This window comes from Holtiella tumoricola (assembly GCF_027857615.1).
Lineage (GTDB): Bacteria > Bacillota > Clostridia > Lachnospirales > Cellulosilyticaceae > Holtiella > Holtiella tumoricola.
In genome coordinates this window covers 1-26,680 of the sequence record NZ_JAQIFT010000011.1, presented here as the reverse complement: position 1 = coordinate 26,680, position 26,680 = coordinate 1, and the positions used below count along the sequence as shown (strand labels likewise).

Below are 26,680 nucleotides of genomic sequence, written 5' to 3'. Positions count from 1 at the left end.
CTCCGGTATTACTATCTCCTCCGGTATTACTATCTCCTCCAGGTAGACTTGGAATAGTCGGTGGTTTAAGTCCCTCTATCGTACCTATAATAAACTGTAGCTTACGTAATTGTTCATCAATCTCATTAGCTTTTGCTTGAATCACATTACGTAAAGTGGCAATTTGATTTGCTAATTTTTTATTTATCTTTTCAATTGTATCTAATACTTTTAAAGCAGTTTCAGGATCATCTAAAACTTCTTTTAATTCTTTAAGTGCTTTTATGTAATCATCTAAACTACTTACTATTTCTTTTTGTATGGTATTAACCGTCTTACTTAAATTTTTGTCTAACTCATTAGCTTTACTTGTAAGCTCCTCAAGACGGTCTTCGGCATTTTCTAATTTGATTATGCCTTGGTCAATATCATTAAGTAGTACAGGTTTATTCAGTTCTATAGCATCTTTAAGCTCAGCTGTTGAACGGGATACATCTGCAAAAATAGTTTGAATTAGTACAAGGTTTTCTTTAATATCTGGAATGACTTCATCTGGTTTTACACTTAATTCATCTAAAGTTTCAACTACATCACCATTAAAGCCTATGAGTTGGTCTAAAATCTTTTGCACCTGAACCACACTCTTATCTTGTCTATCTATGATAACCTTGCCATTTTCCGCTGTTTCGATAAGAGAATCTAGTCCTGATTCTAAATTTGGAATTCTATCTTGAATACCTACTATCATATTTTCTAGTTTTTCAAGGGTTGGATATTGTTTGTCAATTTCAATACCTACAGAATGCATCACTTCTATAAGTTTATCTGCCACCGTCTCAACAAATGAAGTGCTGATTTGATTTTGAATAGTTGTGGCACCTTTATCTGTAATCTTTGGTGCAATAGCATTTATTTTTTCATTAACATAGTATTCAAGCTCAGGTTTAACTGGATTTCTTTCAATTAATGTAAGAATCTTACTTGAAAAGTCCTCCGGAATAATGATAGTTGCATAAACCTTTCCCTCGTCTAAATCTGTTAAACTTTCTTCGCGATTTTCATGAAAGACCCATCCTAGCGTATCATTTTCCTTCAACGAGCTTACTACTTCTTCACCTATATTTACATTAATATCTTTAAGGCTTCCACCTTTATCTTCATTCACAATGCTAATTTTAATTCCATTGGTATTACCATAAGGATCCCATGATGCATAAATGTTTACCCATGCGTAAAGGGATGGTAATAAGATTAATCCTCCCAAAACAACTAAACTTACCCAGTTTGTTAAAATTTTTGAAAGGTCAGCTTTATAAATTTTAAAACTATTTTTCAGTAATTTTCCAAACATGTCTCTGCTCCTTTCCATTCATCTGCATACCTCTAACACTGATTTATTATATCTGCCTCATATTTATTTACAATAGACAATTTCCCCTGTTTGTCCAAACCAAAAGAAGCTGCTGCATTAGGTTTATGCAACAGCTTCTTGATTTATTACTATTCAATTACGAAGGTTTCTCCTACTTTTTCATCCTCTACATAAACATTACAAGTTATTGTTTTTGCATTTGTTATAATATCTCTATATTCTTCTTTTACTACAAACTCACCTTTTCCTGCTCGCTCATCCCCCCCCATAAAGACTACTTTATTTCCTTTTTCATCTGCTCCTATAATTTCCATATCATGTGTTAAGAAAGATGCACTTGCTTCATAATAAATACTTTGGCTAATAAGGTTACCTTTATAATCTAATAATCTAATCTGTTCGCCATTTTCTAATGAATAAGTTTGATTAATCGTTACCCTATGTGTATCTTGTTTAAGTGCTTCACCATCTGCCTTAAATTCATATACCCAGTGTGGAGAGCGTTGTTGCCCTGATAAGGGCGTGTTAAGTTCTATTTTCACTGAAACCTCTCCCTCTGGAATATTTTTTAATGGAAATGTAATAACAGAGTGGCCTGTATAATCATCTATAAGTTCTGAACGCCATCTTGCACCACCATTAACTGCTTCTCCATTAATATAGACAAAACCACCTGGTCCCCTATAGTTTTCACTTATATTTTCCTCACTTGTTGTTGTTACTGATACTAATAACTTATCGTTATCAATAATGACTTCATTAATCTTCATAGTAATTCCATCTTTTGTAACTTCTTTCCCAACGATTGTTTCATAAGCCTCCATGTTTTTTTCAATTCCCAAAAAACTTGCTATCTTATATAAAGTTGGGTTAGTTGTTGCCATTACTGGAACTGCACTTATTGTACCTGCCACTATAACTGCAGCTGCAGCTACACCTATATATTTTTTGAACTGCTTATTCATATGTAATCCTTTAGTTAATCCATTTCTAAATTTTTTCATTATTCTTTTTTCCTCCAATTGGGTTAATTCTACTTTTTCATAGCTTTCTAAGTCTGTCTCTATTTCATTGATTAAGTCATAAATATTTTTATCCATATCAGTTACCTCCTCTATATTTTAAATAGCTTTTTCACTTTACTCTTAGCTCTTGATAAACGATTGTAGATGACCTCTTTTTTCATACCTGTAGCTTGGCTAATTTCTTGAACAGATTGTTCTTTAATATACAGACTAATAAAAAGTTCTTGATCTTCTTTTTTCATGCACTCAAGTATTTGCTTAAAATAAATACTGACCTCATCTTTAACATTCTCTTCATAAGTAATATCTCCACTTGCTAGGTCTGCTGCCTCTAAGGGCTCTTGTTCTAATTCTCTCTTATATTTTCTGACATAGTTTAAGGCTGTATATTTTGACACACCCGCTAGCCAGTTTTTAAAGCTATTTAAATCTGGGTTAAATCTATCAATATGTTGCCATACAGCTAGTAAGATATCATTCATACAATCTTCTTGGTAGTGAGATAAATGATATAGATGTTTTTTGACTACAGATTTCATAATCCAACCATAGTGCTCTATGACATAAGCTATAGCCTTCTCATTGCCTGCTATCATCTCAGAAACAAAGTTTTCTTCTGTTATGCGCATAATCCTTTTCCTTCCTCATTTGCTTCTTCATACTATACTTAACATCTCATACACAATAATCTATCACTTTTTTAAAACTTTTTATTTATTTTTTATGTAGATATTAGTATGTCCCCTTAATCCCTTATTTTTACAACAAAAAATCTCGTAGAATTTCTACGAGATTTTGAATTTCCTATTTTGAATATATTGCTCATAAACAGCAATCACAGAATTAATTGAAACAATCATATAAAATACTGCAATAGAGCATCCACTACCTGTTTCTATCATATGATAACTCCATAAAAAAGTTCCACCTAGTCCAGACATCAATGTAATCACATATGCATTCTTATAACAAAAAGCTAATAATAAGCATGCACTTACACTGCATACAAAGAAAATCGTATCTAGCAGCACACTCATACTCTTTGAGCCACCAAGAACAAAGTACATCATGACACCTAAAATAGCCATTGCTATACCTAATGCTATATTTTGCTTAATAGACATCTCTCTCATAATACTTTCTGTACTCTTTTTCTTTCTAGCCCAGCTTACAAAACTGTATAAAGCCATGGGTGCTTGTAAAAAGATCATAAATACAAAAGTGGCATAAATCTGTGTATCATAGGCCACTATACCATTTGCAATAGCATAAATAACTCCAAATAAAAAGCCAATAGGTTTATTAATAGATACAAAGAAATTAAACACTACCCCTATTATAGAAATACCTATCATATATCCCATATCCTGAGATATAATGCCTGCTAGAAGGATAGTTATTAATTGTACCACTAATACACTCTTGTAGTCTTTATGTTTCATTATTCTCCCCTTTCTTTTATATAAAGTCAAGCTCTAACTTAAATGCAAATGTTTGATTTGGATGAATTTGCATAGGCTCTCCACAGTAATTTCCCCATGATATGCTTGGATAATAATAACCACATGTCAGCTGTAAGTAGTTTACTCTTCCATTCTCATTTACTGTATGATGTACTAAAGCAGCAAGATGCCCTTCTATAGGTCTAACCCCTAAACTACTTCTATTTTCAAATTGAACTGTATACTCAAGAATATGGTGTCGTCTCATTCTAAAGTCATTAGTCGCTTCCTGGCTATTCTCTTCAAATAGAAAATAATTTGCCCTATCCTGTTCCCATATCCAATTAGGCCTTATACCATAAGTATCTACAGACCTTTCTTCTTTTCTTCTTAAATAAGCAATCCCTTCATTTCTTCCGATATGATCTAATGGATAGCTTGAATATAGGCCTTTACGTTTCCATTTCACAGCTTCTACTGGTGGAAATAATGAATACTCTACTCCGAATTGTTGCAGTTGCTCTATATCACCTTTGTCTATAGCTTTGATAAAAGTATGTAGATTTTCACCATCAAAAATAATATCTAGTTGATTTTTTAATTTATTCTCATACACTTCATAAGTAGTCATATAAAATATACCATTTTGAATACGATACGTTATATCAGTTACCTCTGTTACTACGCCTCGCTTCCCATCTAAATAGAAATAAGGTCCCTCTACTACCTTCTCTCCTTCACCTAAGCGATATACAACAACTTTCCCTGTGTTCTTATTTATAATTAATCTACTAGAAGTTGTCATAATCTTGATCTCATCTTGTACTACTTCTGTTTGAAAATCTTGTCTAGCTTTGATTTTATCTCTAAGTATTTCATTTGCTTTTTGTGTAAGATAGTATGTATCCACTAAAGTTTCTCCAAAATAAAATGCTACCTCTATACCTTTGCTATATGCATTTATACCTTCTAAATGAATGATTCCATCTTGATGAGGCATAATGTTTTCTTTAATCAAATCATTATATAGCACATTTCCTTCTGTATCTGCACAAATAAGCTTAACTTCATTTAAAGAAGCATGATCAAACCAATTGCTTACATAGAGCGTTATATCTTTACCAAAAGCACTCTTACTCTCATCTAAACGAATAGGAGAAAAGGCTTTTTTAGTTAAATAGGCTTCTGGCTTTTCACGTTTATAGCCATCTAGTACTGCTCCCCATTCACCATATCCAGTAGCCCTCCCTTTTGAATGTTCTTGATGTGCTTTACTCGTCCCCTCTGGTATATAAAAGACATCATCAATACCACCCCAAATAGCACATCCTAATGCCCCATCTGTTTTAAAGATATTTTCCCACCCCCGCTTAATACTTTCTCCCCAGAACTCACGACAGCTATTATCTTTTGTTAAGTCTTCTAAGTTATAGCATGGCACATGGGCAAATTCATCATGTAAAACGGGCATTTTATCATTTCCTAATTTTCCTGTTACTTCTGCATAATGATGACTATACAAATCATAAGGAAGAGGTGTTGTTTTAACCGTATAAGGATAACTAAAGATCACAGGTCTTGTTGTATCTGCTATTTTTACATAATCGTATTCTGCTCTAAAAGCATAGGTCTTTTCAAAACCAGACTCATTGGCTAAAGACCAAATAATAACGGATGGATGATTTCTACTACTCTCTATCATCTCGGCAAAACTACTGATAAATTCTTGTGGTGCACAATGGATACCATATCCATTATCCCCTTTAAAACATGCAGAATTCTCTTGCTCTACATAGATTCCTAACGCATCACATACTTCTAACAAATAATCTGAGGCAGGATAATGAGATGTTCTAATATGATTAATATTATGCTTTTTGTAAGCAACAATTTCATCACGAATTTCTTCGTTGGTTAATGACCTTCCATATAAATGAGACACATCATGCCTACATACACCACGCAGTTTAATCTCACGTCCATTGATATAGACTTTATTACATGCCGTATCATGCATCCCTCCATAACTAATCTGTCTAAACCCAACCTTATGACAATTTTCTTGAACCTTTTCATTGTCTATCCATAAGCTTACTCTAACTTCATAAAGATAAGGATGTTCTGCATCCCATAGTGTTGGTTGTTCAACATCCATTTCAATACATGCAGAGTATGCCTCTAATCCCGTTGGTCTTATAAATGAAGAAGAGATATAACGATTCTCAAACTTTTTATCATTTTCATAAACTTCTTGATTTAATTCTTGCCAGCTTTTATCTGGTCTCATTTTCAAATGCTCATGTGGAAAATGCCATTTATCTAAGAATGTTTCATCAATGGTATAATTTTCTTCTTTTACCCTTTCACCATTTGCAGTATATAGTTCAACCTGCACTTTCATAGCTTGTTTATGACTATGAAGTTGTAGATCCATCTTTAAAGTTGCATTTATATAACTTTCATCTAGTACTGTTTGTAGATGAGTTCTTGCAATATAGTTTTGAGGAAGTGCATAGAGTGTAATATTGCGCAAAATACCACCTATATTATGATGTGCATAATAACTTGCCCAAGAGGAATCACTCACCATCTGCCCCTCTTTGTTCCATATACCAGGATTTTCTCCTTCTATATCTGCTACTCCTATAATCACTGTAATAGGTTCTTCAGTTACAAATTCTGTAAGGTCACAATCCCAAGCTGTGAATCCACCTACATGGGTTTTGATATACTTATTATTTACCCATACACGTGCATTAGAATAAACCCCTTCAAATCTTAAAATAATTCTACTATTTAAATATGCTTTTGGAATTGTTAATTTTCGTCTATAGTAATACTCTACATTATTTTCAATATCATAACCTTGCATGATAAGAGAACTTGGTACAATAACACCTTCCCATTTTTTCTCATCAATCTGTCCAAAATCATAGTCCTGGCTTTTATCAAATGGTGAAGGCATATCTTCAATAGTTTCAAACAAAAACTGCCATTCTCCCTCTACTCTATTCGTTAAACATATAGAACTTTCTTCTCTATCTTTAAGTTTATTTGGAATAGGTGGCAAAATAGGTGCCTCCCATATTGAATTGTTAAAATCAGTTCTGCGAATCATGTTCTATCCCCTCTCATATGTTTATATAGTTATTAATTACATCCTATATTGCCCTCGAAAATCCTTTGGAGAAACACCTGTTTTCTTCTTAAACATCATACTGAAATACTGAAAGCTGTTATAGCCCACATCCATTCCTATCTCAGAAATAGAGCTATGAGTATTCTTCAATAAATCTTTAGCCCTTTCAATGCGTAGCATTGTAATATATTCAATTGCACTAAAACCTACATACTCCATAAATATTTTTCTTAAATATCTTGAACTTACTTTATACATTTTGGCCAATTCCTCTAGCTGAATATCCTCCTCATAATGGGCATCAATATATGCCAAAGCTGTTTCTAAAAGCGTATGCTCATATCGGCCTTTCTTCAAATCGGTATGCTCAATATGCATAGATAGCATAGCAAAAAGTTTCTGCAACTCTAGATTAAGTAAAAGTTTATTGTATTCGGAATAACTTTTATAGTTATAATAGGTATACATCTGATTCATACTTTCAAGTACATCTGTACAGTTTGCAATTTTAAAATATGGCTGCTTATATTTAAAAAGAGAAAGGGAGTCTAATACTTCATCTATCTTATATAATTTAAAACTTAACTGTGTAATTTGGCATTTTTGTAATCCATCTACCATAAAACTATGTCTATAGTTAGGTGGGATAATCACGCATTCCCCTTGTTTGAGTGTAACATTTTTGTCATCTATTACCATAATGCACCGACCTAAGTTAATATAATTAATCTCATATTCATTATGGGCATGCTCATCATAAATATAATGTGCACAAAACTCCAGTTTTCCTAAGTTAATAGAATTTACACCAAGCACTCTACTCACCTCCTATCAAAAATTTTCAATCCTTACATTTATTCTAACTATCCTCTATGAAAAATCCTATAAATTTCTAGCCAAATATTATTTTAAAATTATATTTTTCGGAACTACTGTTTCAAAAATCGGTTCACAAAAAATAAGCAAGAGAGCAATGCTTTCTTATATGCATCACTCACTTGCCTATTCAATCTCTTATTCTATATCTTGTTCTCTTTGTTCCTCTATTTCATCAATATCTTCTTCTATTTCTTGTTCCATTTGTTCTTCTATTTCATCAATCTCATCTTGTACATCTTCTTCTGTCAATGTGTAAATATGAGAAAACTTCTTTTCTAATGCCTTATTTAAATATTTGAGCGCACCTTTATATTTTTCTTGTGTCTCTAACAGTAAGGCATAATAGTAGTATGGATCTGGAAAATTGGCATAGTTTTCGATAAGTTCTTTGCAAAGTTTTGCAGCTTCCACATTCTGTTCTAGATAATAGTAGCTGGTTGCAAGATTACTTTTTATACGCTCATTGTTTTCATAAAGTTCAAAGGCTTTTAAGTTAAATTCTAATGCTTTTTCATACGCTTCTGCTTCAATAAACAAATAGCCTAATGTTTCAAAAATAAGCATACTATTTTTTTCATTTAAAAGTGCCTCATAGATTTCAATAGCTCTATGTACATTCCCTTGTTTCCAAATACTTAGTGCATGTGTAGCATTGTAGTTAAGACGTTCATTTTCATTCATAATCGCTGGATTAAGTGTGCCTAAAATCTTTGCACACGCTTCTACATTGCCTTCACTTACTAAGCGATAGGCATATAAAATTTTCGCCATATTCGGACAGTCTTGTACTGCAATGGCTTTTTCATACAGCTCAAAGCTCTTTGTAATATTTCCCTTTTGATAAGCAGATGCTGCTGAAGAAGCCCACAATGCTGCCCTTTGCTTATACATAACAAACCCAAAGATTACAACAAACACTCCTATACCTAAGAATGCATTTTTCATAATAAAAGAACAAAAAATACTTAGTACAGCCCCTAGTAGTAATATGATATTAGCAGAATTAATCTTTTTCATAAAATCTCCTTTCATCTCCTGTCTAATTATAACTATTATAACCTATTTATAATTTTTTTAAAGAATAGTCGCGAGATTTCACTAATGAATAACCAAAAATGATTAGTCCACTTATGACAATAGCTATATAAAAACTGACACCTCTACTAAGCAACATTGCACCACTTAAGAGATGAGCTGGAAATAATGATTGATATAAAAGTACAAATCCGCTCTCACTTACTCCCATTGCCCCTGGTACAGGGAAAGCCGACACACTTACATAAAGGACTGACTGTAAGGCAAGGATCGTCCATAAGGAATACTGTTCTAAGCCAAATGATAAGTATATCCAATAAGGAATACTGTGTAATGCTGCAACCTGTAACAGTGTTGTTAATAAAATTTGTAGAACAATCCCTTTTTTATTTTTCAAATGAGTAGCACTTTCTTGATACTCTTGTAAATGGCTATATAACTTTTCTTCAAGTTGTTCCACTTTTTTATAACGACATAACCTAATAAGCGCAACAACACCATTTACTAATACTGTAGATAGCCTTTTTGAAAAAATAAAAATTAATACAATAACAAGAATCATGAAATTCATAAAAACGCCTAATAAAATAAGGTACCTTAACCCTCCAATGTACTGGGTCATATGGTTATATTGTCCTATCAAACCAATGCATGCAAACGTTATAGATACCACCTGAAAGCTAGATAACTCAATAAGTAATGCTAAAGAAGAATGTGAGATAGATACTTTATCCTTTTGCATATAATAGATTTGCATAGGTTGTCCACCTGTAGCAGAAGGTGTAATTGAGCTGAAAAAGAAACCTACCAATGCATATTTTATTGTCTGAAAAATGTTTTTATGATATCCAAATATTCCCAAGCACCTTTTAATATTCCACGCTTCGCCTAATACAAATAGCCCCATACATGCAAGTGCTATAAAAATATAAGGAAGCTTCACACGTCTTATGACGTTCAAAAGTTCTACTATATTTTCATTTCTTAACAAGATGAACCATGTAAGTGCAAGTACACAAATAAATACCACACCGCCCTTTAGCATTTGTTTGCACTTGCTTTGTTTATTCATAATAATGCTCCACTGTATCAAACTTATAACCTTTTGAAATCCAAAATGGTAATACACCCTCTAATGCTTCAATCATTCTTCTTGGCGCTTCATTACTCCCACGTCCATCATGTAAGCATACAATATCTCCACCATTTGTTCTAACGATTAGTTTTTGCTGAATTTTAGTAGCTGTTGTATTCCCCCTCCAATCCTGTGCCATAACCTTCCATAATACAACCTGTAATCCTCTTTTTTTAGATTCTAAAATCGTACTAATGTTAAAGTGCCCCCATGGAGGTCTAAAATAATGAATATCTACACCTAATTGCTTCATAATCTCTATACTTTGCTCAAAATCATATTCAGTAGATGCTGGTGTCTGCACTAGTCCATTTTTATGTGACAAGGAATGTAAACCTATTAAATGTCCTGCCTGCTGCATCCTCTTTATAATTGCTGAATTTTGTTTTGCAAACTCTGCAACTACAAAAAAGCTTGCTTTAATATTGTATCTATCTAATAAATTTAACAGTTGAAGTGTATATTCTGAGTCTGGTCCATCATCAAATGTTAAATATATGGTTTGATTGCATCTACCTTTTTGAAAATAGTTCCATATTTTATATCCATATGTAGGCATAATGCTATAACTTAAAAGTAGAATAAACAATGCACTAAAAATGACTATCTTCATTATGCAACCTCCTTTTTACCAAAATAATGAGATGGGCATAGACAATCCCATTCAAGTTTTATATTTGCCATGTTTACTTCCATCTGCTCAAGAAGAGCATTATTGTTAAGAAGATCCATAATATCTTTATAGACATCCTTTTTATCTGACCACACAATACGTCCAATATTTTTTTGTTCAATATATTCCGCGTTCCCAATTTCTTGCATCAGAAATGGCTTAATAATATACAAAGGTGTTCGGCAATAAATCGCTTCAAAAGTTGTACTCCCTCCAGACTTTGTAATGACTAAATCTGCTCGTCTCATATACTCTGCTACTTTATCCGTATATCCTACTACATTAATAGAAGGAAAATCTTTTTTCATCTTTAAAAATAAGGCTTTGTTTTTTCCTGTAATAACAGTAATGTGTAAACTTTTATTCCTACATAACTTAGTTAAAAACTTATGATAGGAAGGAATAAGTCCAAGTCCTCCTCCCATAATAAGTACTTCTTTTCTCCTATTTATACCTGTATGTCTTTTCAATACTTCCTTATGGAAATCCTCTCTTACTGGAATCCCACTGACTCTAATCTTGCCTTCATATACACCTTTAGAAATAAGTATATTTTTTGTAATGGTTGCTCCGACAAAATATATATCTGTATGGGGCGTTATCCATTCTTCATGAGCAGTAATATCTGTAATATAAGTATATAGAGGAATCGATGTGCCTACTTTTTCTTTATAGGCTGAAATGTATTGTGAACTCACTGGTAACGTGGATATAACTAAATCTGCCTGATACTCAGCTAATAATTGGTGTACTTTTTTTACAACTGATTTCTTTAATGTTATATTACTATGTCTACATGCAATTTCATTTAAACAGTTATAAATAGAGGCACACTTATTTACCATAAAGTTAAAGCTGGCGTAAATAGCTGTACTACTTTTAGGAAACATATATTCAATTATATCTACTATATATACATGCGCTTCAGGATTCATTCTTGTGATCTCTTGCTGTATTGATTCAGCTGCGCTATAGTGTCCCATTCCAAAGTGCCCGGTTAAAATTAAAATATTCATCACTCTTTTCAGGCAGTCATTCGCCCTTTCCTCCTAATTGTATATTTGTATTTTATTCATACAGTATACTTAAGAATTCTTTCTATAAGATTTACATTCCCTTAAGAAATCTTAAGGTAAAAAAATAAATCCAGAAGCTCATCACCTAGCAAGCTTTCTGGATTTATATCATTCATATTTTATTTTAAAACTTTAGGCATGGCATCCTATATAAACTTCACTTCCTGCTAAGAAGATAAAATAAGCACCTATAATGTAAGGAATATAAGGAATTATAAAGACTATAGCCACTGGTGAAAGAACAATAAGTAGACCAATAATTACAGTAACTACTCCTTGTATAGTTCTAAAATTCAAACCTAAATTTTTATTTTTAAAAGCTATGACAAGTTCAAATAATCCTCTTACTAGAGACCATGCACCATAAAATACAAGTAACATTTCTATGGTTGCCATTGGTGAAATAATGAGGATAAGCCCAAATAAAATATCTATAACACCTGATATTAAAGTATACATTTTAAATGAACTATGCCATCCATGTACAATCTTTGATATGGCCGCTCCAATCATGAGTATGCCTATTAAAAAAGCAAAACTTAATAAAGATTGTAATGGACATAAGAAAAATAAAATTCCCACTACAGCAAGCAAAATACCATCTAGAATAAATAATTTATCAATATAGTTTTTCATTCTTGCACTCCTTGATTTATAATTTTTATCCTATAGCTATTTTGTCTCATTTTCAAAAAATCACTCATACATCTAAAATAAAATAACCTAAAAGATATATTCATTCTTTTAGGTTATTTCATCCTACATATATTCCTTATGTAATGTAAAGCCTCGACCTCGAACTTCATTCACTTGATTAATAATCATAAAAGCATTTTCATCAATGCTCATGGTCAAATCATTGACTTTAGAAAGTTCTCTGCTAGATACTACTGTAAGTACAGCATAGCCTTCTTTACGTGTATGTCCACCCTCGCTATGAATCAATGTTGTGCCTCGATCTAACTTGGTACGAATCGCCTCACTAATGGCTTCACTTTTCTCACTTATAATCTTAACCTGCATCTGATTTCGCCCTATCATTAATACTTTATCTAACACTGTAGTATAAAGTAGTACAAGCAAAATGCCATAAAGAATTTGTTCTTTGCTTGAGAAAATCATTTGGGTTAATAAGATGAGACAGTCAAATATAGACATGGTCATAGAAACAGGTAACTTTAACTTCTTATTTAAAATAAGTGGCGGAATATCCATCCCTCCTGTTGAAGCACCCGAACGAATAACCATTCCGATTCCTGCTCCAATAAGTAGACCTGCAAATACCGTAGCAAGCATCGTATCATTGGTTATACCACTTCCACCAAACCATCTTTCAAAAACTCCCAAAATAAATGGGTAATAAAATGTACTTAAAATTGTTGTAAGGGCAAAGGCCTTTCCTAAGACAAATGCACCTGCTACAAACATGATGACATTGAAAATACCTACAAAAACGGAAACAGGTATACCAAACTGATGCTGAAAAACAAGCGCTAAACCTGTACTCCCACCAGTAATAAGGTTATTGGGCAAAATAAAGAGTGCAACTGCCAAAGCATACAAAGTATTGCCTAGTAAAATCGTTAAAATCTTTTTCATTGGCATTATCTTCTATTCCTTTCTCTGTCTTTAGTATCATGATAAACCTTATACATTATACCACAGTATACACTCTTTATGCTTCTGCTCATTGCATAATCTGTTGATGAGCACAATCGATTTCTAATGCCTTAATAAAATACTCCTTTGCTTTTTCTTTATCTCCTAGCCCAAGTTTTCCTAACCCTATTAGATAATTACAATGCATTTCATTACGCTTATTTAAGTTATCATCAAAGATTAAAAAATCGGGTAAAGATACTGCAAAGTAATCTATTTTAACTTCATCAAATAAATGTTTTTCGCCATAACTTAACAGCTTGTTAAATCTACTTCTAGCTTGCTTCTCATCTCCTAATGCTCTATAAGCTAAACCTTGGAAAAATATATTTTCTGGTGGTTGGTCGTTATAATACATAACACTTGTAGGTTCATCAATACCTAATGTTGCTTTCAAAAAGTTTGCTTTAGCTTGTTCACTTTCTCCTATTTCTTCATAACAAAGACCTAAGTTAAAGTAAACTTCATTATCTGTACTCCCTGCTAATTTACCTTCCCCTAAATTATTGGGATAAGATAATGCCTCTAGGAGTAATCTAATGGCCTCTTCATATGCCTTTTCCTTCATGCATCGTCTTGCACATCCTATTTGCGCTTTGACATATTGCTTGGTGACTTTCCCTTCGCCACCTTCCCATGGATGGAATTGTCTCTTGGCAATAAGCCTTTTTGCTACTTCATATGCCTTGACTGAATTAAGTAAAGTAACGTATTCAACATATAAGTCATCGCGTATTTCTACAAGATCCAAATGGGCTTTGAAGTGAACTAACCTCTCCTCTATACTTACATTAAGTTTTTTATAAAGTTGATCTAATTCTAAGAATACTCTTGCATCTTTTTGATTGAGTGCAAAAGCTTTTTCTAACATTACTTTTGCTTGTTCTGGTTGCTGAAACTTATTATAATATGCAAGAGATAAATTACGGTAAGGTGTTGCAAATGTTGGATATACGCTTATACATGCTTCCCATCCTACTACTGCCGCATCATATTGCTTCCTGTCATACCATAAATTGCCTAAGTAATAAGCTGCCATTCCTGCATTTTGAAGTATGGATTGGACATGCTCTAAGACAGTAATATCCATCAAATCATTTGGGAAACAATAATCCGGACATCCTTTTTCACCTTTTTCATAGTATCTCAGGCACCTTTCTAAATCTCCTAACTTGTACATGCAGTATCCAATATAGTAGTCATTCAATGGATAGCTCCCTATTTGTAAAGCCTCTATCGCTTCTTCATACATACCACTTTGCATATAATTCCTTGCAAGAATAAGTGGCATTTGAAAATCATCTGTTCGAATCCTTTCCTTAATCGCTGTATATGGCCTTTCTTGTTCTTTTAAAATTAATGCTATCTCATTTTTCACTAATCTGTCTAATCCATCAATAGTCTCTGTTTCATATGCAAAGGTTAGAGCTTCTTCTAATCTTCCTAACTTTCTAAGAAGAGCCACCTTTAAATGTCTTGCATCTATACTATGATAGTTTCTAACTATAGACATCTCAATATGTTCTAGTGCCTCTTGGTAGTTCCCCTTTAATGCATCGATTTGAGCAATTTGATAATAACCTGCATGTTGATACTCACTATTCCATGTTGCCTTGTAGAAAGCTGCATAGGCTGCTTCATATTTTTGTTGATACTTCAAGCTAAGTCCAAGTAAGTAATATCCCTCTCCATCGTATGGATTGGGACTATGTCTTATAGCACTCTTAACTGCCTGTCTAAAATATGTCTCACTCTTTTCAAATAATCCTCTTCTAAGAAGTAAAGAACCATATGCCGTGTTAATACGTATATCCTTGGGATCTCTTTTTAATCCTTCTAAGTAGTAAGGATCTGGCTCATAGGTGGCATGGCGGTATTGTTCAATATGCTTACCTGCTAAATATAAAGCTTCTGTGTTTTTAAGTGTTTCTGGCTCTCCAATAGGTTTAGCCGGCTCTGGTATTTCTTCAATTTCTGGTTCTTTAGCTGTATATTCTAGAATTAATGCTCCTCTTTCATTTGTTACACGAAGTGTAAGTTCATATTCTTTTTCTTCACCTACATATACTTCTTTTACAAATGCCATTGAAGGGTCAAGTGAAAGCACCTCATCAATATAAACTTGCTCTTTCCCTACAAATTCTACATGGATATTAGTCATCGGTGTTGTGGTATAAACACCAACTTTTGCTTTTCCCTCTCTCACTTGTGTACTCAAAGCCATATCTTTTGTTGCATTTTTTACATAACCAATCCCTTTATAGGGCATAAAGTATTGAATAAAGGTCTTTTCTTCATAAGGTGTAAGCCATGTAAAATCTGGTTGATTATCTGTATAGATTCCTGTCATTAATTCAATATAGGGCCCATCTTCATCTGTCAAATTGCGATCCCAAGCCTTACCAAAGTCTCCACATCCCCAAGTCCATTGCTTTTTCCCTGGTGAAATATGATGATTAGCAACATGTAAAATACCTGCCCCAACAGCGTTATCATATCCTCCCACAAAGTTATAATCTGATTTGTAAGCCATGTAAGATGTAGGGACAGGGATATTTTTGTATCTAGAGATATCTACGCCTTCTGAGTAATCCATTTTATAATAGGTTCCTGTCGCGATAGGGAACTTAGATACATCCCGTTTCCCATGATCCATAACAGCATGCACATCTGGTGGAAATACAGACTGTGTATAATCATTGACTGCTACAGCTGGATTTGCCCACCAAAGGAAAGTTTGATTTTCATCTGTTCTATTATAAAGTTGTCCCTTGATTTCTATATAAGCCTTATCTGGATAAAGAGTAAATCCTGCCATTCCTTTTGTTCCATACATTCTATCAATTTCACTGACCCATACTGTTTTGCTTCCATCCTTATTTTCTTCAATATGGTAATCTACTGGGCCATATGTATTGGGCCTGTGATGCTGTGGCCAATTAAATTCGATTCCCCCAGAAATCCATGGTCCCACAAGCCCTACAAGTGCTGGCTTAATCACATGATTATAATACACAAAATCATAATTATTAGTCTTGTCTAAGGCCCTTTGTATTCTTCCGCCAAGCTCTGGCATAATCATTACTTGGAGGTAATCATTTTCTAAATAAACAACTTGATAAGTTTTATCTATTTTTTCATCATATATTTTATCAATAACAGGATAAGGATAAACTTTACCACTACTTCCTTGGTACACTCTCTTTTCTAAAAACATAGGGTTCTTATCCGGCTTTCCAACTTCATATGTAGGTATTATAACTTGCTCTTCCCAAACCTTAACGCTCTGATTCATAAAATGTCCCTCCACCATTTGATTGATTGATTGATAAACTTATACTATAATATTTTTATTATTTATACATTACACATACTTGCTTTCTTACTTATAAATATTGCTCTTTGGAGGTGTATCATGTACATAATTGAAAAGGGTGTATTACCAGATTCAAGTATTTTGTTCTATACCCCTAGTCAACTTGCAAAATCATTATTTTTCTATCCAATCTCTATGGGATATTTTCTATGTGATCACAACTATCATGTCACACGTAAAGAGCATCAGAGCTACTTATTACTCTATGTCATAAAAGGTTCAGGTACTGTTATTTCTGGTAATCAAACCTATACTTTAGATGAGGGTTGCCTGCTCTTTCTTGATTGCTATAAACAACATACTTACTTTACCTCCTCATGGGAAATTGCTTGGTTACATTTTGATGGAAATATAAGCGCTCAATACTATAACCTTATTATCGAGCGCTTTGGTAGTATTATTAATGCCAATACACCTACAAGTATTTCAAGACTTCTTTTAGATTTTATTGATTACTTTAGTACGCAATCATCTATTAATGAGGCACTTGTATCTTGCCAAATCAATCAATTATTATGTGAACTCTTTACACTTTCTTCTCATTTATCTACCAATGAACTGCATACATTATCTCCCGTTGACCATGCTATTGAATATATGAAAGTTCACTTTAAAGAACCTATAACGTTAGAAGACTTAGCCTACCAAGTTACTCTTAGTCCTTACTACTTTACAAGACTCTTTAAAAAAGAAACAGGACGTACACCCTACGATTATCTTATTACCTTACGCATTAATCAAAGTAAATATCTTCTTAAAAGTACATCCATGCTTGTAAAAGAAATTGCTTTTGAGGTTGGCTTTAATAGTGAAAGTAATTTTATGAGCTCTTTCAAAAAAGTAACAGGTTATACACCTACTGCTTTTAGAACACTCCCCCTATAAGTAAAGGACTTGGACAATTTGTCCAAGTCCTTTATTTTTTCTTAAGAATTACTTCTACTATCGCTGCAATCGCACCATCACCTGTTATATTTGTTGCAGTTCCAAAACTATCTTGTGCTGCATGTAGTGCAATCATAAGAGGCTTTTCTATTCCTCCAAATCCAAGCATGGATTCCAATACTCCAAGAGCCGCCATAACACCCCCTCCAGGGACACCAGGTGCAGCCACCATTGTTACACCTAACATTAAAATGAAAGGCATCATCATTTCAAAGGTTGGTACTTGCCCTCTCATATACATAACTGCCATAGAAGTTAGTACAAGTGTAATTGTATCTCCTGCTAAATGGATTGTCGCTCCTAAAGGAATCACAAACCCTAATATCTCTTCACTGATATTATTTTTCCTTGCACATTCTAATGTGACAGGAATCGTTGCTGCTGATGACTGTGTACCAACAGCTGTTAAATATGCTGGCACCATATTTTTAATCATTTTAAAAGGATTATCCTTTTTAAGAATTCCAGCAATGATGTATTGCAACACGATATAAATAATTTGTAAAGAAAATAAGATTATATAAACCACTCCAAAGGATTTAAGTGTTAACAAAATTTCTCCACTAAAGCTAAGCCTTGCAAAAATACATCCTATGTACAAAGGAACTAATGGAATTAAAATACTTTGTACGACCATTAAAATTAAAGTATTTAGCTCTTCTACACCTTTTAATAGCACACTATTTTTTATTTTAGATAGTCCAATACCTAGTACAAAGGCAAGTACCAAAGCTGACATTACACCCATAATAGGTGGCATTTCAATAGAAAAATAAGGTTCTGTAAACTGGCTTGCCTGATTAAACATATCACCACTCTTTATAAGTGTTGGAAGTACTGTATCTCCTACAAACCATGCTAACATTCCTGCTGAAATGGTTGAGGCATAGGCAACCATAGTTGTAACTATAAGCCCTTTGCCTGATTGATTACCTAGTGAAGCAATACCTGGAATAATAAAGCCTATAATAATTAATGGGATCATGAAAGATAAAAAACTTCCAAATAGCCCTTCCGATGTAACCAAGATTCGCATAGGAATAATCCACGCAAATTGTTTACAAATAAGACCCAGTATAATGCCTATAATCAAACATATTATAATTCTAGCAATTAAAGATAGTTTTTTCATTTTGTCCCCCTTGTTGTCTTGTTTGTTTTTATACCAAAAACATTTGTCCGCTTGTCACACTATAATCTATATTGCTATTTTTGTCAATTAGTCTTTTTTTCCTTTTTATCATTTCTTTTAAGTTTTAATCCAAATAATAAAAGCCACAAGTCCCTGTGTACTTGTGGCTTTTATTATTTGGATTGTAGTGATTAATCGTCATCTCTTTCATCATGATCGTCATGGTCAAAATCATCATGCTCATCATCTAATGCTTCTTTATCGAACTCTACTGTCTTACCTGTCTTTGCATCAATCTCAATGTTGTATTCATATTTTGCATCAATTACTTCTACTTCATAGATCCATTTGTTATCATCTTTATCAAGTTCAATCTCTATGATTTTTCCTGATGGTACAAGTTTCATAACTAATGCTTTAACTTGTGCTTCTGTAAGAAGCTTATCATTTACTTCTGGTTTTACTGGTTTAGATGGTTCAATTGGTACCATAGGTACTTCTGTATGTTTCATATCTAGATCAAGACTCATTAATGCACCTGTTTCTGGACACACAATAAGGTCCATTGTACCATTTTCTAATGTTACATCTACGTCATACACCCATAGATTACGTGAAAGGCTCATTTGTACATTGGTTACTTTGCCTTCAGGAATATGTTTGAGTACAATAGCTTCAATTTGTGCAGGTGAATATTTGGCTACATATCTGCCATTTTCATAACGATTTACTGCATTTTTATCTACTTCTTGTAATGTAAACACTTCTGCATCATCTACTAAACCATTGCTTCCATCTACTGTTACTTCAATATGATAGGCTTTATAAGTAAATGTCATTTCATACTTTACTTTTTGGTTCTCAATAATTCTCTTGCTTCCTACAAAAGTTGAACCTTTTGGAAGTTTATTGTAGATTTTTTGAATTGCTTGGTTTTCTGTTACAACGCCCTCTACAATTTCATCACTTGGAAGTGTTGTTGGTTTATCCACTGAACCTAAACAATTAAATGTTAAATCTCTTTCTAGTGTTCTACCTGTTTCAGGATCCATTTCTAATGAACCATATACTGCTGTTGATTTAAATTCCACTTCATAAATCCAAAAACCATTGTCTTTCTCAAGCTCAACGCTTTTAACTACAGCACCTGGATAAGTTCTTTCTACAAGTGCAATAATCTCTTTTTCATTTAACTTCGGATTATATTTTCCATTTTTCTTAACTCTATTTTTAGCCTTCTCATCAAAGCCTACATATGTTTCGCTGTCTAATTCTTCTACTGATTTTAACACTGCATCTACCTTAACTTCAAATTTTTCTTTTGTTCCACCGTTATGTATCTTCACTTCATACTCTTGGTCATCTGTATCATAACTTGTTGAGAGGTGTTCGCTTCCACGAGGCATCATTTGAAGTACAAGATTGGTTGCTTCATCTTTAGTCATAATTGTTTGAGTAGGTGCTGCAAAAGTTGTCACTGTAATGGCTGTTAATGCGGTTAATGTAACAAATGCTTTTCTAAGTTTCATTTTTTCAATCTCCTTTAAAAATATGAGTTTATTTTTATTTACACTATAAGATACAAACCACATTTTTTATTTGGGGACCTTTTTAAGATTTTTTATAAAAATTTTTATAAACTTTTTCTAAATGATAATCTCATAGATATTCTCATACTCTAGATGATACTCTATCTTAAGATTCTCTATTAATACTCTATTGCCGAGATCCTCTCTCCATGCCAATCCACAACCTGCTCCTATTGAACGTGGTAAAGGAATGAGCCTTCCGCTCAGCTTTCCTTGTCTGGCTACATCTTCAAAAGCCATAGCTTGTGTAGTGGTCTTAAAGGTGACTACACACTGTAATTGTTTTTGTCTCACCTTGTCTCCTCCTCTAAAGTCCTAAGAGCTTGAATGGCTTCATCCACTTCATCTTGAGTATTAAAGTGGGAAAAACTAAAACGAACCATACCTTGCTCTTCTGTTTGAAAGGCCTCATGAACTAGAGGTGCACAATGTGCCCCTGCCCGAGTTGCAATATTAAAACGATAAAAAAGTTCATCTGCTATTTCTGCTGAATCCATATCTCTTATATTAAGTGCCACAACAGGCGTTCTCACTATCGCATCAAGATCACCATATAATGCTATTCCCGGCACATCTTGAATACCTGCTATAAATCTTTTGGCAAGAACTGTGGCTTCCTCAAGGATTTGCAACTGCCCATAGTGATTTAAATAATCACAGGCTGCACTAAGTCCTGCTATACCATGGGTATTAAGTGTACCTGCTTCTAGTCGTGTAGGTAAAGGTAAATCCATTGTATGTGAAAAGCTATCCATACCTGTGCCACCTACCTTAAGAGGATTTGGTATAGCCCCTTCTGCTAAACAAAGTAGCCCTATTCCTTGTGGGCCTAGAAGACTTTTATGCCCCGAACAGCAAAGTACAGATATCCCTAACTTTTGCATATCTATTGGAATAAGCCCAGCTGTTTGAGAAGCATCTAAAATAAGCAACAGCCCATATTGCCTACATAACTTACCTATCTGCTCAATCTCTGTTACATTGCCAAGTACATTAGATGCATGAGTTATAACAATTACTTTAGATTCTTTACAAATAGCTGCTTCTATTTGTGAAATATCTATGCAACCTTTTTTATCTGTACCAACAACTGTGAGCCTTACGCCTTGCTTTTCCATAAGATATAAAGGGCGCAAGACACTATTATGTTCAAGAGCAGTGGTAATGCAGTGATCACCGGATTTGAGCAGACCTTGTATTGCAATATTTAAGCTTTCTGTTGCATTAGAGGTAAATACCACACGTGCTGAATCACCCACATTAAAAAGTTGGGATAACTTCTCCCTTGTTTTATAGATTAATCTACTTGCATCGAGAGATGCCCCATGTACACCTCGTCCACTATTACCTGTATTTAATATGGCATGATACACAGCTTCTGCTACTTCTGGTGGCTTGTGAAAAGAAGTTGCTGCATGATCTAAATAAATCATCTCTTAACCCTTTCTTATGGTTTCACAATTTTAGTGGCTTGCATTTGTTTTTCTAAAATAGTATACATATTGGTCACTGTTCCAACAGCTAAATTCTCAGTAAGTCCATAATGATTGAGGCAAGTTCCACAAGTAAGTACCTCAACACCTTGTGATTCTAAGTATTTTAAATCTGCTATAGATTCTGAGCTCTTGGTAGATAAATAGGCTCCACTATTATAAAGTAAGATAGTTTTTGGAAGGGTTTCTTGTTCAGTCAAAGCATAGATGAATCCTTTCATCAATGTACGTCCTAATCGCTCATCACCATCTCCCATTTTGTCTGAAGCAAGTACAACAACTACGTTATCATATGTAGGCTCTATTCTACACGCCTCTTGTTCAACCACACTTATGGTCACAATATAATGATTTTCATCTATTTTGTTTGAAGTCAGCGGCAGCCTTTTTTGCTCTGCTAACTTGGTTAAGTTCTGTACAGCTATCTCATTATCAACTGATACTTCTACTGTATCTCCTTCACCTAGTGTTGCTAATACTTTTTTAGTTTCTACAACGGGTATGGGACATACTTTGCCCATGGCATCTATTACTTTTTTCATTTTAATCGCCTACCTTACAATGATTTTTTTATTTGTTTTTGTAACTGTTCCTACTATACCACAAGGTAATCCTAATGCTTCTATCTCTTTTAATGCACACGCTGCATCGTCTGGATGCATACTTACTAACAACCCTCCTGATGTCTGCGGGTCAAAGAGAATTTCTTCCATTGCATAAGGTACATTGATAAACGCTACCCTATCACCTACATGATTACGATTTCGCTGCCCTGCAGCTGTAATGAAAAATTCATTGGCATAATGTACTGCTTCTTTAATATATGGTACTTGTAAACTATCAATCTCAGCACCAAAATCCCCCTCTAACATTTCTGTGAGATGCCCTAAAAAGCTAAAACCTGTCACATCTGTACATCCATGTACACGATACTTCTTGATGATTTGGGCTGCATACTTATTAAGGGTCGTCATAGATTTAATGGCACTCCCCATTGCTTCTTTCGAACTTTCCCCTACACGCTGTGCTGTACATACAATGCCTACACCCAATGGCTTTGTCAAAATGAGCTTGTCCCCTTCTTGACACCCATTATTCTTATAAATCTTATCAGGATGAATAGTACCCATAACAGAAAGGCCATACTTCACATCACTATCAGCAATAGAATGTCCACCTGCTAGTACACCACCTGCCTCTTTGACCTTTTCACTACCACCTTGCATAATCTTGCCTAAAATATTTAAATCCATCTTCTCTGGGAAACATACAATATTAAGGGCTGTCTTAACCTCACCGCCCATTGCATAAATATCTGAAAGTGCATTAGTCGCAGCAATCTGTCCAAAAATATAAGGATCCTCTACCATCGGTGGGAAAAAGTCTAACGTCTGAACAACGGCTAAGTCTTCTGTTAATTGATAAACTGCTGCATCATCTGAACTATCAAAGCCTACAAGCAAATTAGAATCTGCATATTTAGGTAACTTTTCTAGCACTGCTGCTAAGATACCTGGGCCTAGTTTTGCAGTGCATCCGCCACCTTTACAAAACATATTCTCCTCATTCATTCTTACTCATTCCTTCCTAGCTGTTCATTATACTTTTAATATAAATCTATTTCTATGTGAAATTCTATTATTAATTTCTTGATTTTACCAATTCTATTATATCATGAATTTAAAGGAATATAGCTACATTGTAAAATTAATAAGCTATAAAAAAATAGTACAGAACTCAACGCTTAAATAAAAAAACCTTACAAACTTTTCAAAGTTATGTAAGGGTTTTTACTATATCTTATTGGATTTTATACATTATCTATCTCTTAAAAATTTTTCTGCTACATGTTATTCTACATGTTTATAATATTTTTTAATAGGTTTTACCACTTCCCACATACAGTCCATTCCTTTTGGAAAAATAACATAATCTCCTACGCCAAATCTAAATTGGCGTTCTTCATAAGTAACCACTGCCTCCCCTTCTATAATCAGACAATGTTCTTCTTCTTCAAAATGCCATGGAAACGTAGATACCTCACAACTCCAAGTCTCACATTTCTCCATTTCTGTTCTTTCTTCTTCTGATGCTGGTCTTATTATAATAGTCATCTTTATTTTCTCCTTTTATATTTTACGCTGTATTCTTCACTTTCTATTCTTTGTCAATTCATCTAATCTATTCTTATGTTATAACTGCCACAAAAAAATACCAGTCTGTTTTTCTAAACATACTGGCATCTCCTTTTAGGCACTTAGTGCCCTTCTATTCATTTCTATAAATCTTGCCACACCATCGTTGTCATTGGTATCTATGACACAGTTTGCATTCTCCTTAAGTGATTTTTCTGCATTTCCCACTGCACACCCACAATCTGCCACTTGGATCATTTCCATATCATTTAAATTATCACCAAAAGCTATGACTTCATCTATTTCATATTGCCCTGCAACATATTTAGCTGCTTCTGCCTTATTGGTACCTTCTGCTGCTATCTCCAGTAGATAGCTAGATTCTGTATTAACATCTCTATACATAAGTGTTTTGATGCCTGGTACATCTTCTAACTGATCTGTTATCTTTTTAATCACTTCATAAGAATCTAACATAACCATATGTCCCACTTGACTCTCTGGTGTAATAGGATAAGACTCTACTTTTTCAAAGCGTTTAAGCGTTAGATTCTTACGTCCATTGTAGAATGCTTCTTCATCTTTGCTATTAAAGCCTTTATAATAAACGGTTAAAAAATCCTCTTTTAGTGCATAAGCGAAAATTTGCTTTTCTTGTTCTTCCACAATATTGATAATACGTCTTACACTATCATAAGGAATAGTTGATGTATAGATATATTTCTTTTGTTTAATATCATAAATAAAGCTTCCATTCATCACAATAATAGGAAGATTTATCTCTACACCCTCTAAGAGTGGTACAACTGTTGCCGGTGTCCTTGCTGTAGCTACTGTAAAGTATGCCCCTTGCTTAATTTCCTTATTAAGGATAGATGCTGTCTGCTCTGAAACTTTACCTTTGCTATTTAATAATGTCCCATCTAAATCAGATACATATAAAGTCTTCATTTTTGTTCACCTCGTTGCCTTTTCTCCATCCCTAGTTTTGAGGGGGAATTCCTATTATATCAAATCCAATACTTTTTTCAATCCCCAAAAATATCTTTTATTTTTTTATGCATCTATCAAAAATAGGTCTTCTATAGCTTATGTTGTATCAACATTTTCAGCTACTAGAAGACCTATGACTTTAATTTATTTTTCTATTTCATCTTCTAGAAGCTATAAGATTTTTTTACGATTTTCTGTTACATAGCTTACTCTTTTTGTCATTTATAGACCTCTATCTCCTATCCTATATGGCTTCATTATAAAAAATGCTTATTTCAGCGTCAATGTAAATATGCAATCAATTTGTAAATTCGCCTTATCTTTTAATCTCCAAAATTCCCCTTTATAATAGATTAAATATTATTTATACTATATAATAACATTTGTTCAAATTATTTATTTTCAAAAAAGGAGACTTAATATGACTACATCACTTAAATCCCATTGGGGAATCGACTTAAATAACCGCTTTGTTGACAAAAACAGCGACACACTTTGCGTTATTTTACCTGGTATCGCTTACTATCTTGATCGTTCTTACTTAGATTACTCAAAACAACTTTCATGCGAACTTGGTTTTGATACATTAGAAGTTGAATATGGCTTCCAAACTGCAAAAGCTGCTTTTTCTGTTCCTGACGAATTCGATATCATTGTAAAAGAAACCATTCAAGTTGTAGAATCTAAACTTGAAAAAGAATACAAAAAAATTGTTATCATTGGTAAAAGCATCGGTACTTGCGTTCAAATTGCACTTAATAAACATCTTGAAGGTAGAGATATCACTAACATCTACATTAGCCCAATCGACAAAACTGTAGGCCTTGGTATTACAGAAAATGCTTTTGTGATCACAAGTTCAAGTGATCCACTCTTATCTAATGAAAATTTTGAAAGCCTTAAAACTATTGCTGGTATTACATTAACAAACGTTGAAGGTGCAAACCATGCGCTTGATTTAGAAAACAATGTATTAGGTACTATTGATGCATTAAAAACTTACATTCAAGATGCACGTACTTTCCTTACAAAATAATCCTACTATCATTGCGTAGTTATGATACACTAGTACTATTAATAAAATATTCAATAAAGGTTGTGTCATATGAAGTTATACGAAGATGAAGGTATTGGACGCTATATTAGCCACCTTCATAGAATTGGAGCAAGTTTTCTCTCTAAAGAATATGAAAAGTACGGTATAGGATCTGGCCAGTATTTATTCTTGCTTCAACTCTACCTAAAAGATGGTATTAGCCATGATGAACTTACAGAAAAGGTCTCTGTTGATAAAGGTACAACGACTAGAGCTGTTAAGAAATTAGAAGAATCTGGATATGTTACCCTTGCACTCAACCAACAAGATAAACGTAAGTATCACATTTACCTTACCCCAAAAGCGCTGGAATCCAAAGAAGAAATTCTAAGCATTTCAAAAAAGTGGGAAGATCAGCTCTTAGGTTGTTTATCTTCTACAGAAGTAGATAACCTATTTGCTCTACTCAGAAAGATCTCTACCAACAACTCTAGCTATTTTTCAAAATGTCGTAAAGATATGCATTAGCAAGAAGCCGTAAAACATTTAGTAAATGTTTTACGGCTT

24 protein-coding genes are annotated in these 26,680 nt (G+C 33.6%); 3 read left to right on the top strand and 21 right to left on the bottom strand.

The window, feature by feature from the left end; translation table 11 throughout:
• The 13 genes from PBV87_RS02315 to PBV87_RS02255 all read right to left on the bottom strand — a co-directional run.
• Window positions 1-1,330 (bottom strand): YhgE/Pip domain-containing protein (locus tag PBV87_RS02315; RefSeq protein ID WP_271010998.1); only part of this gene is annotated, 1,330 nt, incomplete at its 3' end.
• Between the two features lie 149 nt (window positions 1,331-1,479).
• Window positions 1,480-2,451, bottom strand: coding sequence for a DUF4179 domain-containing protein (locus PBV87_RS02310; RefSeq protein WP_271010997.1), 972 nt, complete (start codon window positions 2,449-2,451; stop codon window positions 1,480-1,482).
• Between the two features lie 14 nt (window positions 2,452-2,465).
• The gene (locus PBV87_RS02305) at window positions 2,466-3,005 is read right to left on the bottom strand and encodes a sigma-70 family RNA polymerase sigma factor (RefSeq protein WP_271010996.1); all 540 of its coding nucleotides are present in this window, start codon (window positions 3,003-3,005) and stop codon (window positions 2,466-2,468) included.
• A 156-nt stretch (window positions 3,006-3,161) separates the two neighbouring features.
• A complete protein-coding gene (pnuC, locus tag PBV87_RS02300) occupies window positions 3,162-3,818 on the bottom strand; it encodes a nicotinamide riboside transporter PnuC (protein ID WP_271010995.1) in 657 nt (218 codons plus the stop codon).
• Between the two features lie 16 nt (window positions 3,819-3,834).
• Window positions 3,835-6,936: a glycoside hydrolase family 2 protein gene (locus PBV87_RS02295; RefSeq protein ID WP_271010994.1), complete on the bottom strand. Its 3,102-nt coding sequence runs from the start codon at window positions 6,934-6,936 to the stop codon at window positions 3,835-3,837.
• A gap of 36 nt (window positions 6,937-6,972) precedes the next feature.
• Complete coding sequence (locus tag PBV87_RS02290; RefSeq protein WP_271010993.1) at window positions 6,973-7,773, bottom strand: AraC family transcriptional regulator; 801 nt, start codon at window positions 7,771-7,773, stop codon at window positions 6,973-6,975.
• A 198-nt stretch (window positions 7,774-7,971) separates the two neighbouring features.
• On the bottom strand, window positions 7,972-8,853 hold the full coding sequence (locus PBV87_RS02285; RefSeq protein WP_271010992.1) for a tetratricopeptide repeat protein: 882 nt from the start codon (window positions 8,851-8,853) through the stop codon (window positions 7,972-7,974).
• Between the two features lie 46 nt (window positions 8,854-8,899).
• On the bottom strand, window positions 8,900-9,943 hold the full coding sequence (locus PBV87_RS02280) for a lysylphosphatidylglycerol synthase transmembrane domain-containing protein (protein ID WP_271010991.1): 1,044 nt from the start codon (window positions 9,941-9,943) through the stop codon (window positions 8,900-8,902).
• On the bottom strand, window positions 9,936-10,619 hold the full coding sequence (locus PBV87_RS02275) for a polysaccharide deacetylase family protein (RefSeq protein WP_271010990.1): 684 nt from the start codon (window positions 10,617-10,619) through the stop codon (window positions 9,936-9,938). The genes PBV87_RS02280 and PBV87_RS02275 overlap by 8 nt, the downstream gene beginning before the upstream one ends.
• Window positions 10,619-11,695, bottom strand: a complete 1,077-nt coding sequence (locus PBV87_RS02270; protein ID WP_271010989.1) for an MGDG synthase family glycosyltransferase — start codon at window positions 11,693-11,695, stop codon at window positions 10,619-10,621. The genes PBV87_RS02275 and PBV87_RS02270 overlap by 1 nt, the downstream gene beginning before the upstream one ends.
• Window positions 11,696-11,887: 192 nt before the next feature.
• Window positions 11,888-12,391 (bottom strand): HdeD family acid-resistance protein, encoded by a 504-nt coding sequence (locus PBV87_RS02265; protein WP_053984481.1) that lies wholly within the window; start codon window positions 12,389-12,391, stop codon window positions 11,888-11,890.
• A gap of 123 nt (window positions 12,392-12,514) precedes the next feature.
• A complete protein-coding gene (locus PBV87_RS02260; RefSeq protein ID WP_271010988.1) occupies window positions 12,515-13,360 on the bottom strand; it encodes a YitT family protein in 846 nt (281 codons plus the stop codon).
• A gap of 82 nt (window positions 13,361-13,442) precedes the next feature.
• A complete protein-coding gene (locus PBV87_RS02255; protein WP_271010987.1) occupies window positions 13,443-16,709 on the bottom strand; it encodes a DUF5107 domain-containing protein in 3,267 nt (1,088 codons plus the stop codon).
• A gap of 120 nt (window positions 16,710-16,829) precedes the next feature.
• Between PBV87_RS02255 and PBV87_RS02250 the strand changes: the two genes are divergently transcribed.
• Window positions 16,830-17,675 (top strand): helix-turn-helix transcriptional regulator, encoded by an 846-nt coding sequence (locus PBV87_RS02250; protein WP_271010986.1) that lies wholly within the window; start codon window positions 16,830-16,832, stop codon window positions 17,673-17,675.
• A 31-nt stretch (window positions 17,676-17,706) separates the two neighbouring features.
• Here PBV87_RS02250 and PBV87_RS02245 read toward each other — a convergent pair whose 3' ends face one another.
• The 8 genes from PBV87_RS02245 to PBV87_RS02210 form a co-directional block, all read right to left on the bottom strand.
• Window positions 17,707-18,867 (bottom strand): dicarboxylate/amino acid:cation symporter, encoded by a 1,161-nt coding sequence (locus PBV87_RS02245; RefSeq protein WP_271010985.1) that lies wholly within the window; start codon window positions 18,865-18,867, stop codon window positions 17,707-17,709.
• 191 nt (window positions 18,868-19,058) lie between these two features.
• A complete protein-coding gene (locus PBV87_RS02240; protein WP_271010984.1) occupies window positions 19,059-20,396 on the bottom strand; it encodes a PepSY domain-containing protein in 1,338 nt (445 codons plus the stop codon).
• Between the two features lie 117 nt (window positions 20,397-20,513).
• Window positions 20,514-20,750, bottom strand: a complete 237-nt coding sequence (locus PBV87_RS02235) for a putative Se/S carrier protein (RefSeq protein ID WP_271010983.1) — start codon at window positions 20,748-20,750, stop codon at window positions 20,514-20,516.
• Window positions 20,747-21,889 (bottom strand): aminotransferase class V-fold PLP-dependent enzyme, encoded by a 1,143-nt coding sequence (locus PBV87_RS02230; protein ID WP_271010982.1) that lies wholly within the window; start codon window positions 21,887-21,889, stop codon window positions 20,747-20,749. Before PBV87_RS02230 ends, PBV87_RS02235 begins: the two co-directional genes overlap by 4 nt.
• Before the next feature lie 14 nt (window positions 21,890-21,903).
• Window positions 21,904-22,491, bottom strand: a complete 588-nt coding sequence (gene yedF, locus PBV87_RS02225) for a sulfurtransferase-like selenium metabolism protein YedF (protein WP_271010981.1) — start codon at window positions 22,489-22,491, stop codon at window positions 21,904-21,906.
• Between the two features lie 9 nt (window positions 22,492-22,500).
• The gene (gene selD, locus PBV87_RS02220) at window positions 22,501-23,520 is read right to left on the bottom strand and encodes a selenide, water dikinase SelD (protein ID WP_271010980.1); all 1,020 of its coding nucleotides are present in this window, start codon (window positions 23,518-23,520) and stop codon (window positions 22,501-22,503) included.
• A gap of 279 nt (window positions 23,521-23,799) precedes the next feature.
• Window positions 23,800-24,063 (bottom strand): cupin domain-containing protein, encoded by a 264-nt coding sequence (locus tag PBV87_RS02215; protein WP_053984492.1) that lies wholly within the window; start codon window positions 24,061-24,063, stop codon window positions 23,800-23,802.
• A 135-nt stretch (window positions 24,064-24,198) separates the two neighbouring features.
• A complete protein-coding gene (locus tag PBV87_RS02210) occupies window positions 24,199-25,035 on the bottom strand; it encodes a Cof-type HAD-IIB family hydrolase (RefSeq protein ID WP_053984493.1) in 837 nt (278 codons plus the stop codon).
• A gap of 463 nt (window positions 25,036-25,498) precedes the next feature.
• Here PBV87_RS02210 and PBV87_RS02205 point away from each other — a divergent pair, with 463 nt between their 5' ends.
• Both PBV87_RS02205 and PBV87_RS02200 read left to right on the top strand, forming a co-directional pair.
• Entirely contained in the window at window positions 25,499-26,113 is a 615-nt protein-coding gene (locus PBV87_RS02205) for an alpha/beta hydrolase (RefSeq protein WP_271010979.1), read from the top strand.
• A 69-nt stretch (window positions 26,114-26,182) separates the two neighbouring features.
• Window positions 26,183-26,641 carry a MarR family winged helix-turn-helix transcriptional regulator gene (locus PBV87_RS02200; protein ID WP_271010978.1) on the top strand — a complete coding sequence of 153 codons (459 nt, stop codon included), beginning with the start codon at window positions 26,183-26,185 and terminating at the stop codon, window positions 26,639-26,641.
• The last annotated feature ends 39 nt before the right edge of the window (window positions 26,642-26,680 follow it).

Bases quoted from the DNA above. Each gene is read 5' to 3' on its own strand.
- pnuC (WP_271010995.1), bottom strand. From the start codon at position 3,818: ATGAAACATAAAGACTACAAGAGTGTATTAGTGGTACAATTAATAACT.
- PBV87_RS02230 (WP_271010982.1), bottom strand. From the start codon at position 21,889: ATGATTTATTTAGATCATGCAGCAACTTCTTTTCACAAGCCACCAGAA.
- PBV87_RS02255 (WP_271010987.1), bottom strand. From the start codon at position 16,709: ATGAATCAGAGCGTTAAGGTTTGGGAAGAGCAAGTTATAATACCTACA.
- PBV87_RS02265 (WP_053984481.1), bottom strand. From the start codon at position 12,391: ATGAAAAACTATATTGATAAATTATTTATTCTAGATGGTATTTTGCTT.
- PBV87_RS02245 (WP_271010985.1), bottom strand. From the start codon at position 18,867: ATGAAAAAACTATCTTTAATTGCTAGAATTATAATATGTTTGATTATA.
- PBV87_RS02275 (WP_271010990.1), bottom strand. From the start codon at position 10,619: ATGAAGATAGTCATTTTTAGTGCATTGTTTATTCTACTTTTAAGTTAT.
- yedF (WP_271010981.1), bottom strand. From the start codon at position 22,491: ATGAAAAAAGTAATAGATGCCATGGGCAAAGTATGTCCCATACCCGTT.
- PBV87_RS02260 (WP_271010988.1), bottom strand. From the start codon at position 13,360: ATGCCAATGAAAAAGATTTTAACGATTTTACTAGGCAATACTTTGTAT.
- PBV87_RS02285 (WP_271010992.1), bottom strand. From the start codon at position 8,853: ATGAAAAAGATTAATTCTGCTAATATCATATTACTACTAGGGGCTGTA.
- PBV87_RS02305 (WP_271010996.1), bottom strand. From the start codon at position 3,005: ATGCGCATAACAGAAGAAAACTTTGTTTCTGAGATGATAGCAGGCAAT.
- PBV87_RS02240 (WP_271010984.1), bottom strand. From the start codon at position 20,396: ATGAAACTTAGAAAAGCATTTGTTACATTAACCGCATTAACAGCCATT.
- PBV87_RS02250 (WP_271010986.1), top strand. From the start codon at position 16,830: ATGTACATAATTGAAAAGGGTGTATTACCAGATTCAAGTATTTTGTTC.
- PBV87_RS02295 (WP_271010994.1), bottom strand. From the start codon at position 6,936: ATGATTCGCAGAACTGATTTTAACAATTCAATATGGGAGGCACCTATT.
- PBV87_RS02310 (WP_271010997.1), bottom strand. From the start codon at position 2,451: ATGGATAAAAATATTTATGACTTAATCAATGAAATAGAGACAGACTTA.
- PBV87_RS02210 (WP_053984493.1), bottom strand. From the start codon at position 25,035: ATGAAGACTTTATATGTATCTGATTTAGATGGGACATTATTAAATAGC.
- PBV87_RS02205 (WP_271010979.1), top strand. From the start codon at position 25,499: ATGACTACATCACTTAAATCCCATTGGGGAATCGACTTAAATAACCGC.
- PBV87_RS02270 (WP_271010989.1), bottom strand. From the start codon at position 11,695: ATGAATATTTTAATTTTAACCGGGCACTTTGGAATGGGACACTATAGC.
- PBV87_RS02280 (WP_271010991.1), bottom strand. From the start codon at position 9,943: ATGAATAAACAAAGCAAGTGCAAACAAATGCTAAAGGGCGGTGTGGTA.
- PBV87_RS02200 (WP_271010978.1), top strand. From the start codon at position 26,183: ATGAAGTTATACGAAGATGAAGGTATTGGACGCTATATTAGCCACCTT.
- selD (WP_271010980.1), bottom strand. From the start codon at position 23,520: ATGAATGAGGAGAATATGTTTTGTAAAGGTGGCGGATGCACTGCAAAA.
- PBV87_RS02215 (WP_053984492.1), bottom strand. From the start codon at position 24,063: ATGACTATTATAATAAGACCAGCATCAGAAGAAGAAAGAACAGAAATG.